This window comes from Vibrio sp. ABH4_348 (assembly GCF_056159765.1).
In genome coordinates this window covers 128,985-146,163 of the sequence record NZ_JBSWVW010000001.1, presented here as the reverse complement: position 1 = coordinate 146,163, position 17,179 = coordinate 128,985, and the positions used below count along the sequence as shown (strand labels likewise).

Sequence of the window (17,179 nt, the reverse complement as noted above, 5' to 3'; positions counted from 1 at the left end):
GACACTGGAGTTTTTGGGCTATGCAATCAACAAATCACGACTTTAAAAACGTAAACAAAGAGTTTGCCCTTTCTTTTTACCCGCTAAAGCGTCAAAATTAGCGCCCTATATCCCCCATTTAGTAACTCATAAGGGTACACATGTTTGAAGCGGTCGCGTTCCTAGTTTTAGGTCTTATTTTACTCGTAGTTAGTGCAGACAAATTAGTCTACGGGGCGGCAGCTTTAGCTAAAAACTTTGGCATTTCTCCGCTTGTCATTGGTATGACGATTTTGGCCATGGGATCTTCGGCACCTGAGATGGTAGTTTCAGCCACGGCAGCACTTGACGGAAAAACTGATACCGCAGTGGGTAACGTATTGGGTTCAAATATTGCCAACATCGCGCTAATACTAGGTATTACCGCCCTTATCAAACCACTTGCTATTAGCTCGGCAGTACTCAAACGCGAACTGCCTATTATGATGGGTGTGACTGCGGTCGCTGGCATCATGATGTGGAATAATTACTTAAGCTTTATTGAAGGTGTCATTCTGTTTGGCTTGTTTGCTACCTTCATTCTGTGGATGCTAAAAATTGGTCGCAGCGAAAAAGATCACGGCGATTCCATGATTGATGAACAAGAGTCAGAGATCCCAGATGGTGTTAGCAATGGCAAAGCCATTTTTTGGGTTATTGTTGGTTTGCTACTCTTGCCATATTCTGCAAGTTTGTTGGTCGATAACGCAGTCATCATCGCTCAGTACTTTGGTATGAGCGACTTGGTAATTGGTTTAACAATTATCGCAGTTGGTACGAGCTTGCCTGAGCTAGCCGCTTCTATCGCTGGTGTCTTGAAAGGTGAAGATGATATGGCGGTCGGTAACATCATAGGCTCAAATGTGTTTAATATTCTTGCCGTTATGGGTATTCCAGCGATTCTGAATCCGGCTATGTTAAACGAATTTGCAATGAGCCGTGATTTTTGGGTCATGTTAGCGGTCTCACTTTTACTGGTTGCCATGTGTCTTGGACGCACCAAAAGTATCAACCGTTGGGAAGGCTTTGCTCTGTTCGCCATTTTTGTTGGCTATCAAGGCTATCTGCTTACCCATATGGCATCATAAACTCACTTTCAGTTATCCGGCGTTGAGAAACTCATGTTTGATTTCAGAGCAACAGCAAGTCAGGTACTGCACACCGAGTTGTCAGCATTAAGGCAGCTCGAGCAATATTTTAATCAAGATTTTGAGCAAGCTTGCCAATTAATGCTTGAAACTAACGGCAGAGTGATTGTAATGGGCATGGGGAAATCCGGCCTCATCGGTAACAAAATTGCCGCAACACTTGCCAGTACGGGTACAGCCTCCTTTTTTGTCCATCCGGCAGAAGCGGCTCATGGCGATTTAGGTATGATCTGCCAAGGTGATGTGGTGATTGCCATATCCAATTCTGGTGAGTCACACGAAGTGCTTGCGCTATTTCCAGTGTTAAAAAGACTCTCCGTTCCTATCATTAGTATGACTGGTGCGCCAACCTCTACAATGGCAAAACTGGCAGATATTCATTTGCAAATCACGGTTCCCAAAGAAGCCTGTCCACTTGAACTCGCGCCAACCTCAAGCACAACGGCAACGCTCGTAATGGGAGATGCCATCGCGGTAGCTTTGATGGAAGCAAGAGGGTTCACTGCAGAAGACTTCGCCCTGTCTCATCCCGGTGGTGCGTTAGGGAGAAAATTGCTGCTTAAGTTGTCTGACATTATGCACAGCGGGGATGCGTTACCGACTGTCACTTCTGATACCCTGATACGCGATGCGCTGATGGAAATCAGTCAGAAAGGCTTGGGTATGACGGCGGTCGTCGATCAACAAGATCAACTTCAGGGGATTTTCACTGACGGTGATTTAAGACGAATTTTGGATAAACGAATCGATATTCACTCTGCAAACATAGGTTCAGTCATGACAGCCAACCCGACGGTAGCCTCGCCAGATATGTTGGCGGCGGAGGGCTTGGCGATGATGCAAGCCAAAAGTATTAATGGCTTGCTGCTGTGTCGAAATAACCAGTTGGTTGGTGCAATCAACATGCACGACTTACTTAAAGCTGGAGTAGTGTAATGAGTTCGACAGTTGAAACCCCATATGGACAGGTCGATGGTGACCTTTTCGAGATCGCTAAGAATATAAAACTATTGATTTGCGATGTAGATGGCGTGTTCTCAGACGGCCGGATTTACATGGGTAATCAAGGTGAAGAGCTAAAAACCTTTCATACTCGCGACGGTTATGGAATCAAGTGTTTAATGAGTGCAGGCATACAAGTCGCAGTAATCACTGGCAGAACATCAACGATTGTCAGCAATCGCATGTCTGCGCTGGGCATTGAACATATCTACCAAGGACAAGACAATAAGGTATTGGCTTACCAAGATCTTTGTAACAAGCTCAATATTTCCGCCGCAGAAACTGGTTATATTGGCGACGATTTGATTGATTGGCCAGTCATGGAACACGTCGGACTTAAAGTATGCGTCGCTGATGGTCACCCTTTGCTGCGTCAACGAGCTAACTACGTCACTCATATCCCTGGTGGTTACGGCGCTGTTCGTGAGGTGTGTGATCTAATTTTGCAAGCCAAAGGTGAGTTGGAGCAACACACGGGTTTGAGTATATGAGTCTGGCGAGAATTGGTTACCTGATTTTAGTTGCGGTAGTCATCGTATCCGTCTATTACCAATATCGAGTTGAACAAAAAACTCAGCAACAAGTCGCACCCAGTTCAGAAGTACCTCTGTTTAGCGGTGTTGGGCTATCAAATATCACTTATGATGCCGATGGTGTTAGAACGTATGTGATCACATCAAACTCGCTTGAACACTTTGCCAAATCTGGCGACACCATATTTGCTCAACCTAAACTTAAAGTGTTCCGAGAAGGTAATAGCCAAGAGTGGCAAATCACCGCTATACAAGGTGTTCTTGACGATAATAACGTGCTCACATTAACGGGGGATGTTGTGGCTAGAAATTTGCTTCCTGACTCAGGTTTTGACACATTATCAACAGAACACCTCAGCATTCAGCTGGAAAACCGAGATTTTTGGGCAGACAAGCGAGTACGTTTGATTGGCCCGCAGTTTGAAACCACAGGTGAAGCGATGAGCGGTAATTTTTCCCAGAACATTGCAAAGCTGTTTAACCATGTACAAGGTAGATATGAAACTCTCGCACCTTAGTCTAGTCGCCGCACTGATCGTCAGTGCCCAAGTATTTGCCCTCTCCTCAGACAGAGATCAACCCGTATATATTGACTCTGATAGCCAAGAGCTAGACATGCAGAGCAACCGCGTTACGTTTAACGGTGACGTTAAACTTAAACAAGGCAGTATCAGTATCAATGCAGATAAGATCATTGTGACTCGCAATCCTAAAGATGGATCTATTCAAGAAATCGAAGGCTTTGGCGAATTAGCGACATTTTCCCAGCTAACCGATGACGGTAAAACTCTGTATGGTGAGGCAAAAGAGCTGCATTATTTGCTCTCAAGTGATGAGTTAACTATGACGGAACGCGCCATGTTATCGCAAGACGACAGCGAAATTCGCGGTCCGGTGATCCGTTACAAAATTTCTTCGCAAACACTTATTGCTGAAGGCGAGAGCAAAGGAGGACGTGTCAGTACCGTTCTTCAACCTCAGGCTATGGAAAACAACTAACATGGCAGTCCTCAAAGCTGAGCATTTAGCAAAGAGTTACAAAAACCGTAAAGTCGTGTCAGATGTCAGCCTCAAAGTTGAATCAGGGCAGATTGTTGGTTTGTTAGGCCCTAACGGTGCCGGTAAAACCACTTCGTTTTACATGATTGTTGGCTTGGTGGCGCGCGATGAAGGTGCGGTTACCATAGATGGCGAAGACATCAGTATTTTACCGATGCACCAACGCTCGCGTATGGGTATCGGGTACCTTCCACAAGAAGCCTCTATTTTCCGAAAATTAAGTGTCGAAGATAACATTATGGCCGTGCTTGAAACTCGGGACGAAATGTCAAAAGAAGAGCAGCAAGACCGGCTTGAAGATTTGTTAGAGGAATTCCACATTCAGCACATTCGTCACAGTGCGGGTATGGCATTATCGGGTGGTGAGCGACGCCGAGTAGAAATTGCAAGAGCATTGGCAGCGAACCCAAAGTTCATCCTACTTGACGAACCTTTTGCCGGGGTTGATCCAATTTCAGTTATTGATATCAAAAAAATAATTGAACACTTACGCGACCGAGGTTTAGGTGTGCTTATCACCGACCACAACGTGCGAGAAACCTTGGATGTCTGTGAAAAAGCGTACATCGTGAGCCAAGGACACCTTATCGCCGAAGGCACCCCACAAGAGGTGCTGAGCAACGAACAAGTAAAACAGGTTTATCTCGGTGAACAATTCCGTCTATGATTAAAGTAAGTCGGAAAATAATAACGATTAATACAAATAACAAAGGCACGAACGACTGAATGAAACCCTCTTTACAACTCAAGCTAGGCCAACAATTAGCAATGACGCCTCAGTTGCAACAGGCAATCCGCTTATTGCAACTGTCAACGCTAGACCTGCAGCAAGAAATTCAAGAAGCACTGGACTCCAATCCACTTCTTGAAGTTGAGGAGCATTCGGACGAGCCCGCCAACCGCGACGACGCGAGCACAGAAAATAAAAACGCAGAATCAAACGCTACTGAAGATAAAGAAGTTCAGGATGTGGCGGCTTCAGAGCCTGATGTGTCTGACAGTTCAGAGCTAATCGAAAAATCAGAAATTAGCTCTGATCTGGAAATTGACACCACTTGGGATGAAGTCTATTCAGCGAACACTGGTAATACTGGAATTTCCTTTGATGACGACGCACCTGTCTATCAAGGCGAAACCACCGAAACTTTGTACGATTATCTGATTTGGCAACTTGACCTCACACCTTTCTCAGAAACCGATCGCACGATTGCCCTTGCTATTATCGATGCTGTCGATGACTACGGCTACCTAACCGTAAGTCCTGAAGATATCTTAGAAAGCTGCAATATCGAAGGGTTAGAATTAGATGAAGTCGAAGCGGTTAGAAAACGCATCCAGCAATTTGACCCTCTTGGTGTAGGTTGTAAAAACCTACAAGAGTGCCTGTTATTACAACTGGCTACTTTCCCAGAAGACACTCCTTGGTTAACAGAAGCAAGAATGGTGCTGACTGAGCATATTGACGCTTTAGGCAATCGCGATTATCGCCAGATTCTTAAAGAAACTAAGCTCAAAGAACCTGAGCTAAAAGATATTCTCACCTTGATTCAGCAACTTGATCCTAGACCGGGTAGTCGCATTTCGGCAGAACACGCAGAATACGTGATTCCGGATGTATCCGTATTTAAGGATCACGGTAAATGGGTCGTTGCCATCAACCCGGACAGCATACCTAAGCTAAAGGTTAACCAAACCTATGCCGCTATGGGAAAAGGCAGCAGTCCTGACAGTCAGTACATTCGCTCTAATTTGCAAGAAGCAAAATGGCTCATCAAAAGCTTAGAGAGTCGAAATGAAACACTACTGAAAGTAGCAAGGTGCATCGTCGAGCACCAAAGAGAATTTTTTGAACATGGTGAAGAAGCCATGAAGCCAATGGTACTTAACGATGTAGCATTGGCGGTTGATATGCATGAATCCACAATATCTCGAGTTACCACCCAAAAATTCATGCACACTCCTAGAGGCATTTTTGAATTGAAATATTTCTTCTCCAGTCACGTCAGTACTGACAATGGTGGAGAATGTTCATCGACTGCAATTCGCGCACTGATTAAGAAATTGGTCGCGGCGGAAAACACCGCCAAGCCATTGAGTGACAGCAAAATTGCAGCTCTGCTCGCTGACCAAGGAATTCAGGTCGCGCGCCGCACGATTGCGAAGTATCGAGAGTCGTTAGGCATCGCGCCGTCCAGTCAGCGCAAACGCCTGTTATAGGCCAAAAACCGAAAAGGAAAGTCTATGCAAATCAATATTAATGGTCATCACGTAGATCTTACCGATTCAATGCGAGAGTACGTTGAGTCTAAGTTTCAAAAACTAGAACGATTCTTTGAACACATTAATAATGTCCACGTGGTACTGCGCGTGGAAAAGCAGCGACAAATCGCCGAGGCTACGCTTCATGTCAATCAGGGAGAAATACACGCTTCCGCTGACAATGATGTCATGTATGCCGCTATCGATTCCTTAGTAGACAAGTTGGTTCGCCAACTCAACAAGCACAAAGAAAAACTCAGCAACCACTAACTAATTACCAATACAATGCAACTTAGCGAAATTTTGTCTCTGGACTGCACCAAAAGTGCAGTCCAATGTACAAGTAAAAAACGAGCCCTCGAAATGATCAGTGAGATTGTTTCAGAAAAAACGGGCATCAACTCAACAGAGCTGTTTGAATGCATGCTTGGTAGAGAAAAAATGGGCAGTACGGGAATTGGCAATGGTATCGCCATCCCTCACGCTCGAATGCAGTCCAGTGACAAAGCTGTTGCTGTTTTACTTCAATGTGAAGCCCCCATTGAGTTTGACTCCATCGACAATCGTCCTGTCGATATTCTATTCGCGCTATTGGTCCCAGATGCGCAATGTAAAGAACATCTTAAAACCTTGTCCAAAATGGCTGAAAGACTCAGTGACAAAGCCATCTTGAAGCAGCTAAGAAGGGCATCTAACGATGCAGAGCTGTATGACATAATGGTTAACCGCTAACTTATGAAGCTGATTGTTGTATCTGGTCAATCTGGGGCTGGAAAAAGTGTGGCACTTCGCGTGTTGGAAGACGCAGGCTATTATTGTGTCGACAACTTACCAGTGTGTCTGTTGGATAGCTTTATTCAAACGGTTCAATCAAGCACTCAAAATGTCGCGGTAAGTTTAGATATTCGCAACTTGCCAGATAAACCCGAAGAAGTCGTCCAAGCGCTGTCTCGATTAAAAAATCAAACCCAACTTCAAGTTGTTTTTCTTGATGCCAACCGAGAGACTCTTCTCAAACGCTACAGTGAAACACGCCGTGTTCATCCACTTTCTCTAACGTCAAAGAAACCTTCTCTAACGCAAGCGATTGAATTGGAAAAAACCATTCTATCACCACTAAAAGCGCAGGCAGATTGGATTGTCGATAGTAGCAATCAGTCTTTACACGAGTTAAGCGAATCCGTACGAATTTTGATTGAAGGCCAAGAACACAAACCGTTGCTGATTGGCGTTCAGTCTTTTGGCTTTAAGTATGGGGCGCCAAAAGATGCTGATTATGTCTTTGATGTGCGATTTTTGCCAAACCCTCATTGGCAACCGGAACTTAGGCCATTTACTGGCTTAGACTGTTCCGTTAAATCGTATTTAGAGCAACAAACAGAAGTCATTCAACTCAAAAACGATATCCAATCATTTATTGAACGTTGGTTACCAAACCTTGAGCGAAACAACCGCAGCTACCTAAACATTGCCATCGGCTGTACCGGTGGTAAACACCGTTCTGTTTATATTGCTCAGCAAATTGGCGAATATTTCCAGCAACTTGGTAAGAATGTTCAAATCAATCATTCTTCGTTGGCTCAACAAGATAAATAGTCTCAAACCTCAGTGACAAGGATAAGTCATGGCCGCAATTAGACGAACTGTTCTCATTCAAAATCGATTAGGTTTGCACGCGCGCGCCGCAGTCAAACTGGTGGAACTCGCACAGTCATACGATGCAATACTCACGGTAGAAAACCCCGAAGGTAAACAAGCGACGGCAGACAGCGTAATGGGGTTGCTGATGCTGGAATCGGCACAAGGTGAAGAGGTCACTATTCTAGCTGAAGGCTCTCAAGCAGATGATGCACTCAGCTCCGTTTGTGCGTTAATAGAAGGCAAGTTTGATGAAGATGAATAGTTTTGTCGAAATCAAATTAATCTCTTTCTTTTTACCCCCTTTATCCAACAGCTTAAAACGCTGGTTGTTTTAGATTTTTCGACTTTTTACTGTTTTCTCACCCGTTTCCAATTCCTCTGGCTAGCCAGCTATTTTTTAAAATGTAAAATTAGATTACAGCATCGAACAAATATCCCCATTTCACGCTGACAATAGGAGACAACAGTGGCAGAGCAAATTGAATTTGATCAGGCTCACCAAGCCCTACTGGAAGTTTCAACCGCGTTAGAGAATGGTCGCTTTGTCCACGTTCGTCGTCAATTGCAAGACATGGAACCTGAGGACATTGCGGTGCTATTGGAAGCGTCGCCACGAAAAAGTCGTGAAGTTCTATGGCAGTTAACCGACCCCGGTGATTACGGTGAAATCCTCGATGAATTGAGCGAAGACATTAAAGATGATTTTGTCTCTAAGATGTCGACCGAAGTTCTGGCCGAGGCCACCGAAGGGATGGAAACCGATGACGTTGCCTACGTTCTGCGCAGCCTTCCCGATGACGTCTCGCAAGAAATCCTTGGTCAAATGGACGTCGCAGATAGGCAACGAGTCGAACGTGCACTCTCTTATGATGAGGACACTGCAGGTAGCTTAATGAATACTGACGTTATCACGATACGTGGTGATGTCGATATTGATGTGGTCTTGCGTTATCTGCGAATGAAGGGCGAACTGCCCGACGCCACCGATGCCATTTATGTGGTCGACCAAAATAGCACCTTGATAGGCGAGTTACCTATTACCACTTTGCTTACCACACAACCTGATGTGACCGTGAGCGACATTATGGATGCCACAGACGACGCGATCGACGTATTGATGAGTGCTTCCGATGTCGCTAGCCTGTTTGAGCGCCGAAACTGGGTATCGGCCCCCGTAATCGATGAAGACCAAGTTCTACTCGGCCGTATTACTATCGATGATGTGGTCGACGTAATCCGCGAAGACGCGGAACACTCCATGATGAGTATGGCTGGTCTAGATGACGAAGAAGATACCTTCGCACCCGTGGTGAAATCTGCACGTCGTCGCTCAGTTTGGCTCGGTGCAAATGTTCTCGCCGCCTTAGCGGCAGCCTCCGTTTCTAACATGTTTGAAGATACTCTAGAGCAAATGGCGGCGATTGCGATTTTGATGACCATAGTCCCCTCTATGGGGGGAGTTGCCGGTAACCAGACCGTCGCTCTGGTGATTCGAGGTTTAGCGCTCGGTCATATCGGCGACGCCAACAAAAGGGAATTGTTACTAAAAGAAGCCGCCATCGGCTTACTCAATGGCTTGCTTTGGTCTTTGATCATTGGTGGCATCGTTGTGCTTTGGAAGGACAATTGGTTACTTGGTGGGATCATTTCCGGCGCAATGCTAACCAATCTTATTGTTGCGGGTATTGCTGGTGTAAGTATTCCAATTCTGTTGAAAAGAATGAAAATAGACCCCGCATTAGCCGGGGGTATGGCACTAACCACGATTACCGACGTGGTGGGATTATTTGTCTTTCTTGGCTTGGCTACGCTGCTAATCTAGATAAATCAGTTGGGGCATAGTGGAAATAACTACTTCAATAAAAAATGCTTGGTCAAAACCAAGCATTTTTTTGTTTAGATCTTTTTCGTGATGGCCAAATAAGTTATTCGCCGGCCACTTTCATGGACTCAAGTAGAATAGAACCAGTCTGAATTTGCGAGCGCAGCTCAACATCTGATCCAACGGCAACCATATTGGCGAACATATCTTTCAAGTTACCTGCGATAGTGAATTCAGAAATCGGGTACTGAATTTGTCCATTCTCAACCCAGAAGCCCGCCGCACCGCGTGAGTAATCACCAGTGACCATATTGACCCCTTGCCCCATCAACTCCGTCACAAGTACACCAGTACCAAGCTTTTGTAGCATCTGTTCAAAATCTTCACCTGTCGATTGCACAAACCAATTGTGAATGCCACCAGCGTGACCCGTTGGTGTCATATCCAATTTACGCGCCGAATAGCTGGTCAGTAGATAGGTCGCCAATACCCCATCATCAACAATCTGACGAGCTTGTGTTGCCACACCTTCACTGTCGAATGGCGAAGAGGCCAAGCCGCGTTTAACATGTGGATCTTCATTGATGTTGAACCATTCTGGGGTAATTTGTTTGCCTAGGTGATCAAGCAAAAATGTCGACTTTCGGTACAGATTACCGCCACTAATCGCCATTACGAGATGCCCCACTAAACCTGTTGCCACATCGGCAAGGAACATCACTGGGTATTGGCCAGTATTGACTTTACGTGCATCTAAGCGCTTCACCGCTTTTTCAGCCGCTTTAGTGCCCACAGAAGCCGGTGTCCACAGTGCGTCTTTATGGCGAGCGAGGGTGTAGCTGTAATCGCGCTCCATTTCGCCATTCTCACCTAAGCCAATAACACTGCAGCTCAAGCTGTGTCGACTTGACGCATAACTCGCTAACAAGCCATGACTGTTTCCGTACACTTTGACACCATAGTGGCTGTCATAGCTCGCGCCATCACTTTGTTTGATCTTATCACTGTAAGCCAATGCAGTTTGTTCAGCCTCAATGGCGTATTGCGCCGCTTTGTCTGGATCAGGTACATCGGGATGAAATAGGTCGAGATCTGGAATGTCCTGAACCATCAGCTCTTTTGGAGCCGGGCCAGCATAAGGGTCTTCGGACGTATAGTTAGCAATGTCTAACGCGGCTTCAACCGTTTTCTGAATCGCCAAATCACTTAAATCTGATGTCGATGCGCTACCTTTTTTACCGTTTCGGTAAACGGTAATTCCGAGTGCTCCGTCGCTGTTAAACTCAACGTTTTCCACTTCACAGTTGCGGCTTGATACACTCAAACCAGTAGACTTAGTAATCGCGACTTCAGCGGCTTGCGATTTGCTATTTGCCAACTCAAGCGCTTTGGCAACGGCATTTTCAAGCTGCACCGTTTGCTCTTTGACTTGTTGTTTTACGTCCATATCTATTTCATCACCTAGAATGTATAGAATTAGGATAACAAGATTTTCGCCATCTCCCCACGATTCTTGTTAAAATGCGGAAAATTCAATGAAACACAGTGATCAGGCTAAAACAAATGGCTCGTAAGAATCAAAAGGCTCCTTGGGAGCCTGAAGAAGAAATCATTTGGGTCAGTAAAACCGAAATGAAACGCGACATGGAAGAGTTGCAAAAAATCGGTGAAGAGTTAGTGGCACTTAAGCCAGGTGTGTTGGAAAAGATTCCACTTGATGAAGATCTTTACGATGCAATCAAAGACGCTCAGCGTTTCAAAAATGAAGCAAAGCGTCGCCAGCTTCAGTACATTGGTAAATTAATGCGTAGCGTTGACCACGAACCAATCCAAGCCGCTTTGGACAAGATTCGTAACAAACACTCACAGGCTACGGCCCATCTTCACAAGTTAGAAGCGTTGCGCGACAAGATTGTCGATCAAGGTGATGCAGCAATTAACGATGTGCTTGAAGAATACCCTGAGGCAGACCGACAGCGTCTTCGTCAACTGGCTAGACAAGCGGCCAAAGAGAAAAAAGCCAACAAACCAGCCAAAGCTTATCGCGAGATCTTTCAATATTTGAGAGAGCTCAGCGAAGCCTAGCTTTCAACAGTTCGATGGTTCGACAGTTCGACGGTTGCCCGCTTTCACAAATTGAGCCACCGTCGGATTACTGTGATCTTCTGTAAGTGACTCAATCGCACCTGACGCGAGTATTTTGCCCTGCTCAATGAAGCGGAATTCATCTGTGATTGCTAGTGCATCTTGGACAAAATGAGTAATCATCAATACAGTGACACCATGTTCCTTTGCCAGTTTAGCGACTAGGCTTAGCATTTCATTTCTCAATACAGGATCCAGAGCTGAAAACGGTTCGTCCATCAGCCATACTGGTTTTCTTTGAACTAAACATCGCGCCAGCGCGGCTCGCTGCTTCTGACCACCGGATAGTTCAGTTGGCAAACGCTCCATCAAATCCCCCAAGCCAACCTGCTGCGCGGCAAGTGCTACTTCAGCCCATTCACTGGAACTCAGCTTCAACTTAGGGCTTATACCCAATCCAACATTGTCTTTGACCGTCAGGTGATCAAACAAATTGTGTTCTTGAAACAAAATGGAAAACGGTCGTTGATGAGGTTGTAGAGATAACAATGACTTGCCATCAAACGTAAAATCGCCATGAGTTGGCGACAAGAAGCCACCTAGTAACGCAAAAAATGTCGACTTCCCTGCCCCGCTGTTACCCAAGATCGAGACCAGCTTTCCCTGCTCGATTTGAGTATCAAAACAAAAGGTTTCTTGTTGATAGCGATAAGTTAGCTGCTCGATATTCAATACTTTATCCCTTGCGACCAGTCACAGAACGAGTGTGTTTTAAGCCATTGGCACCTGAAAAACACAGAAAGCTCAGTAGTAATAATACGGTGGCGACCACGGCCGCTTCATTCATTCGATAACTTCCCATCCATTGAAACAATAGCCAAGGCAATGTCATCAGTTCTTGGCTACCGAACAACGCGATGGCGCTTAAATCTCCCAGAGCCATCATGAAGCAAATTGCACCGGTATGAGTAATCGCACTGGCTAACACAGGCCAATCGACCAGTATTATCCGATTCCAGCCCCTCAAATTTAGACTTCTACTCAGTTGGTGATATTGCTGCTCGACTTGATACATAGGCTGACCAAGCGTTTTTATGGCATACGGTAAAGCCATCAAAGCATTGACGACTAAAACAATGCCCCACGCCCATTCAAAAACCAAGCCTAAATTTCGCAACACCAGAAAAGCACCTGTGCTAATCACTAGACCCGGTGTTACCAAAATGATGCTACCAATCAGCTCTATGCCATCTGCTTTTTTATTGTTTGCATAAAAACGCCAATGTCTCGAGGTCATCAGGATTGAGAATGACATCAGCAAAGCCAATGAAGCAGCCCCGATCGCAATCCCCAATGACGTGACTAAAGCACGAATAAATAACGGGTCGAGCAACACCTGTAGAGTTTTATCATTGATGCCTTCACTCAAGGTCCAAACTAAAGGCGGTACGACAAACAACACTGAACAAAAAATAATGACAGTGTCGAGACAACGAGTGCTCCGTGAATCGACATAGGGTTTGACGCCAAGTACTGGTCCGTTCCGTTGATCTGATTGGCTGTAGGTAAAACGTTTTTGACTAGAGAAAAGACGAATAGCGAGAATAAAAACCACGCACAATAGCATCTGCCATATGGCTAACACCGCCCCCATCGTCAGATCAAAATCAAACTTAATGGCTTGAAATACCGCTAATTCAATCGTTGTGGCGCCGGGGCCTCCGCCTAAAGCCATTACGGCAGCGAAGCTGGTGAAACACAGCATAAAGACTAAACCCGCGATGTTAGGCAGCGATTGTCGAATACGCGGCCAATCTACCAGTTTGAATTTATACCACGGGGAAAACCCCAAGTGTGCGGAAAGCAAGTTTTGTTCAGTGGGTACATGAGTTAGCGTTTTGGTTAACAAGCTTGCGGCATACGGCAGGTTGAAAAACACATGGGCAAGCAAAATACCATTTAGACCATAAATTGAGTACTCCACATCAGGAAACAGTGCCTTCACCCAATTGAGCACAATCCCGTTGTTACCATACAAAGCCAACAGGCCAAACACACCCACCAACACGGGCATAACTAACGTCATGCTAAAGAGTTTGAGTAGTAACGCTTTACCCAAAAATTGACGGCGAGCCAAAGCACCGGCGAGTGGAATCGCCAGTCCTATACTCAGGATCGTCGACAAAATCGCTTGGTTTAAGCTGAATACGGTGATTCTCAGATAATAGCTATCTTGCCAAAGTAGTCGAATACCAGAAACGTCTGCATAGTTCAGCAGACTGAATAGACTGGCAAAAATAAAGGCCGCGATAAGCATCGCGACCCCTATTCCAATTTTAGGTGTTCCGCGTAGCAAAATACCCACTGATCCTCGAATCAATTACTTCGCGGCTGCGCTGCGCCACTCGCGAATCCAAGCTTGACGATTTTCGGCAATTTCTTCCGGCGTAAAACGCAGTGCTTTTTCTGGTACATTCAGAGTTTCAAAGCCTTGAGGTAATTCAATCCCCGTGACTGGATACATCCAGTTTCCTGTTGGGATAACCGATTGGAAATCGTCGCTGACGACAAATTGCAAAAACTCATCCGCCAAAGTTTGTTGATTGGAGCTTGCTACCTTAGCCGCAACTTCAACTTGAGTGTAATGACCTTCAGCAAAGTCAGCGCTGGCATATCTTGAGTCTTCCTCGGCAATGAGATGATAAGCAGGAGATGTAGTGTAAGACAGAACCAGATCAGATTCGCCTTTCAAAAACAGAGAATACGCCTCTGACCAACCTTTGGTCACCGTTACTGTCTTTTGGGCGAGTTGCTGCCAAGCTTTACCCGCCTTGTCGCCATAAACACTCTTCATCCACAACATCAACCCTTGTCCCGGAACGGAAGTCCGAGGATCTTGGTAGATAACTTTAAGGTCATCACGCTGCTCTACCAGCTCCTTCAAGCTCTTTGGTGGGTTGGTGACGGTTTCGGTGTTGTAGACAAAGGCGAAATAGCCGTAGTCAAACGGTACAAACACTTCATCCTTCCAGCCGCCCGGCAAAGTCACTTTGCTGGTATCCACTTGATGGTTGGCAAGTAAGCCTGTTTCCAACGCTTCGGCCATTAAGTTGTCATCAAGTCCAAGAACCACGTCTGCTTTGGTCGATTTACCTTCCAGCTTCAGGCGATTCAGGATAGAGACGCCATCATCTAACGCAACAAAGTTCAAATCACAATCGCACTGCGCTTCGAATCGCTTTTCAATTTCCGGACCTGGTCCCCAATCAGACGTGAACGAGCTGTAGGTGTATACATTCAGACTCGGGGTAGCGGCAAAAACTGAGCCACTCATTAGCATGGCGGCGGTTAACAAAGAATATTTCACAAGAATCACTCCAAGTATTTGGAGGCATAGGTGAGGCTGAAAACGCTATTTTCGAAAGTCTCAATCCCTACGCCAGTATTATCTGGTTCAGGTCAGCGGGTTCTGGAATGATTTTTCATCCATTCCAATCTCAGCAAATCGCTCCCCGTTGAGTTAGCAGTAATTGTAACTGCCCAATGTCATTTTGAGTAGTATTACTGCGCGCGCTGGTCATACCCCCAGCGAGGTACCAGTTGTTGCTCAACGCGCAAGTGGTCAAGAATTCTAGCCACCATAAAGTCAACAAGATCATCAATGGTCTTCGGATTGTGATAAAAACCCGGTGCCGCAGGCATAATAGTGACCCCTAGCTGAGAGAGCTTGTGCATATTCTCAAGGTGAAGGGTCGAAAATGGCGTTTCTCGCACGACCAATAACAGTTGCCCACGTTCTTTTAAAACCACATCCGCTGCACGTTCAATAAGATTGTCTGACATGCCATTAGCAATCGCCGCTAGGCTTCCCGCTGAGCATGGGCATACAACCATTTTTCTCGGTGCCGCCGAACCAGATGCAACGGGAGAGAACCAATCTTCTTTACCACTTACCACCAGCTGTCCGGGTTGGGCTTGATAACGCTCAGCCAGTATTTGCTGCGTTTTTTCAGGACTACTTGGCAGTTTCAAACCATGCTCTGTCGCCATAACGACACGGGCGGCGGAGGAAATCAGCAGATAGACCTGATGATTGGCTGCCAACAATTGCTCAAGTAGTCGAAGGCCATAAGGGGCACCAGACGCGCCGGTGAAGGCTAAGGTAATGGGTTCGTTATATGTGCTCATACTTGCTCTAAGTGCTGCAACGCGGCAAGCAGTTTGTTGTGTATTCCACCAAAGCCGCCGTTGCTCATGATTACCACGTGATCACCCGCTGCTATTTCATGTAACAGCGCATCGAGAAGGGTTTGAGTGGTGGAGTGAACACTCGCCTTTTGACGACACGCCTTAGCAATAGGATCGAGGGTCCAATCAATATTGTCAGGTTGAAACAAGAATACCACATCAGCTTTCGACAAACTGGCTGCCAGCTTATCATTGTGGACACCGCGCTTCATTGTCGCACTGCGAGGTTCTAGCACGGCAATTATTCTTTGTTTACCGACCTTGTTACGCAAACCTGACAAGGTCAGTTCAATGGCTGTGGGGTGATGAGCAAAATCATCGTAAATACTGACACCAGAAACTCTGCCTTTCAGCTCTAACCTGCGCTTGGTATTAACAAATGTCTGAAGGGATTGGCAGGCGTATTTCGGCTCAACTCCAACATGGCGTGCCGCCGCGATCGCCATAAGCGCATTGCTTACATTGTGATCACCAATCAAATCCCAAGTGACATCCCCGACATGCTTACCCTGTAAATAAACTGAAAAACTTGAACCATCGGCTGCTAATTTTTCCGTTCGCCAATTGGAGGAATCATCCAACCCATTACTTGCCGTTTCTATTTCGCTCCAACAACCACGTTGAATTACATCTAAAACCGCGGAATCTTGTGCCGGGATCAACACTTTGCCAATACCAGGCACCGTGCGAACCAAATGATGGAACTGACGCTTGATAGCTTCAAGATCATCGAAAATGTCTGCATGATCGAACTCTAAGTTGTTAATGACTAAGGTCTTGGGATGGTAGTGAACAAACTTAGAACGTTTGTCGAAAAAAGCACTGTCATATTCGTCCGCTTCGACTACAAAAAATACACCATCACCCAATTGCGCAGACACGCCGAAGTTACCGAGAACCCCGCCGACTAAAAACCCGGGTTGGTAACCGCAGTCTTGTAAAATCCACGCTAACATACTGGATGTGGTGGTTTTGCCATGGGTTCCTGAGACCGCCAACACCCAGCGATCTTTTAGTAGAAAATCGTGTAACCATTGCGGCCCAGATGTGTAATTAAGGTTGTGATTAAGAACGTATTCCACACAAGGGTTGCCGCGGCTCATCGCATTGCCAACAACCACAAGATCGGGTTCTGGGCTCAATTGCGAAACATCAAAACCTTCTATAATTTCAATATCTTGAGATTCCAACAATGTACTCATCGGTGGATAGACATTGCTATCGCTACCCGTCACTTTATGACCGAGTTGCCTTGCTAAAATGGCTGCGCCTCCCATAAAAGTACCGCAGATCCCCAAGATATGAATATGCATATTCCAACCTATTTTTTATGTCATGACGTTCATTATGCGCGCCAGTGTTAT

19 protein-coding genes and 1 riboswitch are annotated in these 17,179 nt (G+C 45.8%); of the genes, 13 read left to right on the top strand and 6 right to left on the bottom strand.

Features of this window, described 5'->3' with window-relative positions; all coding sequences use genetic code 11:
- Positions 1-140 precede the first annotated feature (140 nt).
- The 12 genes from ACXAFJ_RS00735 to mgtE all read left to right on the top strand — a co-directional run bounded on the left by ACXAFJ_RS00735 (position 141) and on the right by mgtE (position 9,482).
- Complete coding sequence (locus ACXAFJ_RS00735; protein WP_475320742.1) at positions 141-1,106, top strand: calcium/sodium antiporter; 966 nt, start codon at positions 141-143, stop codon at positions 1,104-1,106.
- Between the two features lie 33 nt (positions 1,107-1,139).
- The gene (locus ACXAFJ_RS00730) at positions 1,140-2,102 is read left to right on the top strand and encodes a KpsF/GutQ family sugar-phosphate isomerase (protein WP_475320741.1); all 963 of its coding nucleotides are present in this window, start codon (positions 1,140-1,142) and stop codon (positions 2,100-2,102) included.
- A complete protein-coding gene (gene kdsC / locus ACXAFJ_RS00725) occupies positions 2,102-2,659 on the top strand; it encodes a 3-deoxy-manno-octulosonate-8-phosphatase KdsC (RefSeq protein WP_475320739.1) in 558 nt (185 codons plus the stop codon). The genes ACXAFJ_RS00730 and kdsC overlap by 1 nt, the downstream gene beginning before the upstream one ends.
- On the top strand, positions 2,656-3,219 hold the full coding sequence (gene lptC / locus ACXAFJ_RS00720) for an LPS export ABC transporter periplasmic protein LptC (protein ID WP_475320738.1): 564 nt from the start codon (positions 2,656-2,658) through the stop codon (positions 3,217-3,219). Before kdsC ends, lptC begins: the two co-directional genes overlap by 4 nt.
- Complete coding sequence (lptA, locus tag ACXAFJ_RS00715; protein WP_475324033.1) at positions 3,200-3,700, top strand: lipopolysaccharide transport periplasmic protein LptA; 501 nt, start codon at positions 3,200-3,202, stop codon at positions 3,698-3,700. The genes lptC and lptA overlap by 20 nt, the downstream gene beginning before the upstream one ends.
- Before the next feature lies 1 nt (position 3,701).
- A complete protein-coding gene (lptB, locus tag ACXAFJ_RS00710; RefSeq protein ID WP_475320737.1) occupies positions 3,702-4,427 on the top strand; it encodes an LPS export ABC transporter ATP-binding protein in 726 nt (241 codons plus the stop codon).
- A 59-nt stretch (positions 4,428-4,486) separates the two neighbouring features.
- Positions 4,487-5,977 (top strand): RNA polymerase factor sigma-54, encoded by a 1,491-nt coding sequence (locus ACXAFJ_RS00705; RefSeq protein WP_475320736.1) that lies wholly within the window; start codon positions 4,487-4,489, stop codon positions 5,975-5,977.
- Positions 5,978-6,001: 24 nt separating this feature from the next.
- On the top strand, positions 6,002-6,289 hold the full coding sequence (gene hpf, locus ACXAFJ_RS00700; RefSeq protein WP_475320734.1) for a ribosome hibernation promoting factor: 288 nt from the start codon (positions 6,002-6,004) through the stop codon (positions 6,287-6,289).
- 15 nt (positions 6,290-6,304) lie between these two features.
- Positions 6,305-6,751, top strand: a complete 447-nt coding sequence (ptsN, locus tag ACXAFJ_RS00695) for a PTS IIA-like nitrogen regulatory protein PtsN (RefSeq protein WP_475320733.1) — start codon at positions 6,305-6,307, stop codon at positions 6,749-6,751.
- Positions 6,752-6,754: 3 nt separating this feature from the next.
- On the top strand, positions 6,755-7,615 hold the full coding sequence (gene rapZ / locus ACXAFJ_RS00690; protein ID WP_475320732.1) for an RNase adapter RapZ: 861 nt from the start codon (positions 6,755-6,757) through the stop codon (positions 7,613-7,615).
- Positions 7,616-7,643: 28 nt separating this feature from the next.
- A complete protein-coding gene (locus tag ACXAFJ_RS00685; protein WP_475320730.1) occupies positions 7,644-7,922 on the top strand; it encodes an HPr family phosphocarrier protein in 279 nt (92 codons plus the stop codon).
- 204 nt (positions 7,923-8,126) lie between these two features.
- Positions 8,127-9,482 carry a magnesium transporter gene (mgtE, locus tag ACXAFJ_RS00680; RefSeq protein WP_475320729.1) on the top strand — a complete coding sequence of 452 codons (1,356 nt, stop codon included), beginning with the start codon at positions 8,127-8,129 and terminating at the stop codon, positions 9,480-9,482.
- A 103-nt stretch (positions 9,483-9,585) separates the two neighbouring features.
- Here the strand turns inward: mgtE and pmbA are convergent, their stop codons facing one another.
- Positions 9,586-10,929: a metalloprotease PmbA gene (gene pmbA / locus ACXAFJ_RS00675; RefSeq protein WP_475320728.1), complete on the bottom strand. Its 1,344-nt coding sequence runs from the start codon at positions 10,927-10,929 to the stop codon at positions 9,586-9,588.
- A gap of 116 nt (positions 10,930-11,045) precedes the next feature.
- On the opposite strand from pmbA, the gene yjgA reads away from it, so the two are divergent.
- Positions 11,046-11,567, top strand: a complete 522-nt coding sequence (yjgA, locus tag ACXAFJ_RS00670; protein ID WP_475320726.1) for a ribosome biogenesis factor YjgA — start codon at positions 11,046-11,048, stop codon at positions 11,565-11,567.
- 3 nt (positions 11,568-11,570) lie between these two features.
- Here the strand turns inward: yjgA and thiQ are convergent, their stop codons facing one another.
- From thiQ to mpl, 5 genes are all read right to left on the bottom strand, one after another.
- On the bottom strand, positions 11,571-12,299 hold the full coding sequence (gene thiQ, locus ACXAFJ_RS00665; protein WP_475320725.1) for a thiamine ABC transporter ATP-binding protein: 729 nt from the start codon (positions 12,297-12,299) through the stop codon (positions 11,571-11,573).
- A gap of 4 nt (positions 12,300-12,303) precedes the next feature.
- Positions 12,304-13,932, bottom strand: a complete 1,629-nt coding sequence (thiP, locus tag ACXAFJ_RS00660) for a thiamine/thiamine pyrophosphate ABC transporter permease (protein ID WP_475320724.1) — start codon at positions 13,930-13,932, stop codon at positions 12,304-12,306.
- A 15-nt stretch (positions 13,933-13,947) separates the two neighbouring features.
- On the bottom strand, positions 13,948-14,934 hold the full coding sequence (gene thiB, locus ACXAFJ_RS00655; protein WP_475320722.1) for a thiamine ABC transporter substrate binding subunit: 987 nt from the start codon (positions 14,932-14,934) through the stop codon (positions 13,948-13,950).
- A 47-nt stretch (positions 14,935-14,981) separates the two neighbouring features.
- Positions 14,982-15,092, bottom strand: a riboswitch (TPP riboswitch).
- A 36-nt stretch (positions 15,093-15,128) separates the two neighbouring features.
- Positions 15,129-15,755 (bottom strand): flavin prenyltransferase UbiX, encoded by a 627-nt coding sequence (locus ACXAFJ_RS00650; protein ID WP_475320720.1) that lies wholly within the window; start codon positions 15,753-15,755, stop codon positions 15,129-15,131.
- Positions 15,752-17,128: a UDP-N-acetylmuramate:L-alanyl-gamma-D-glutamyl-meso-diaminopimelate ligase gene (mpl, locus tag ACXAFJ_RS00645; RefSeq protein WP_475320719.1), complete on the bottom strand. Its 1,377-nt coding sequence runs from the start codon at positions 17,126-17,128 to the stop codon at positions 15,752-15,754. The genes ACXAFJ_RS00650 and mpl overlap by 4 nt, the downstream gene beginning before the upstream one ends.
- Between the last annotated feature and the right edge of the window lie 51 nt (positions 17,129-17,179).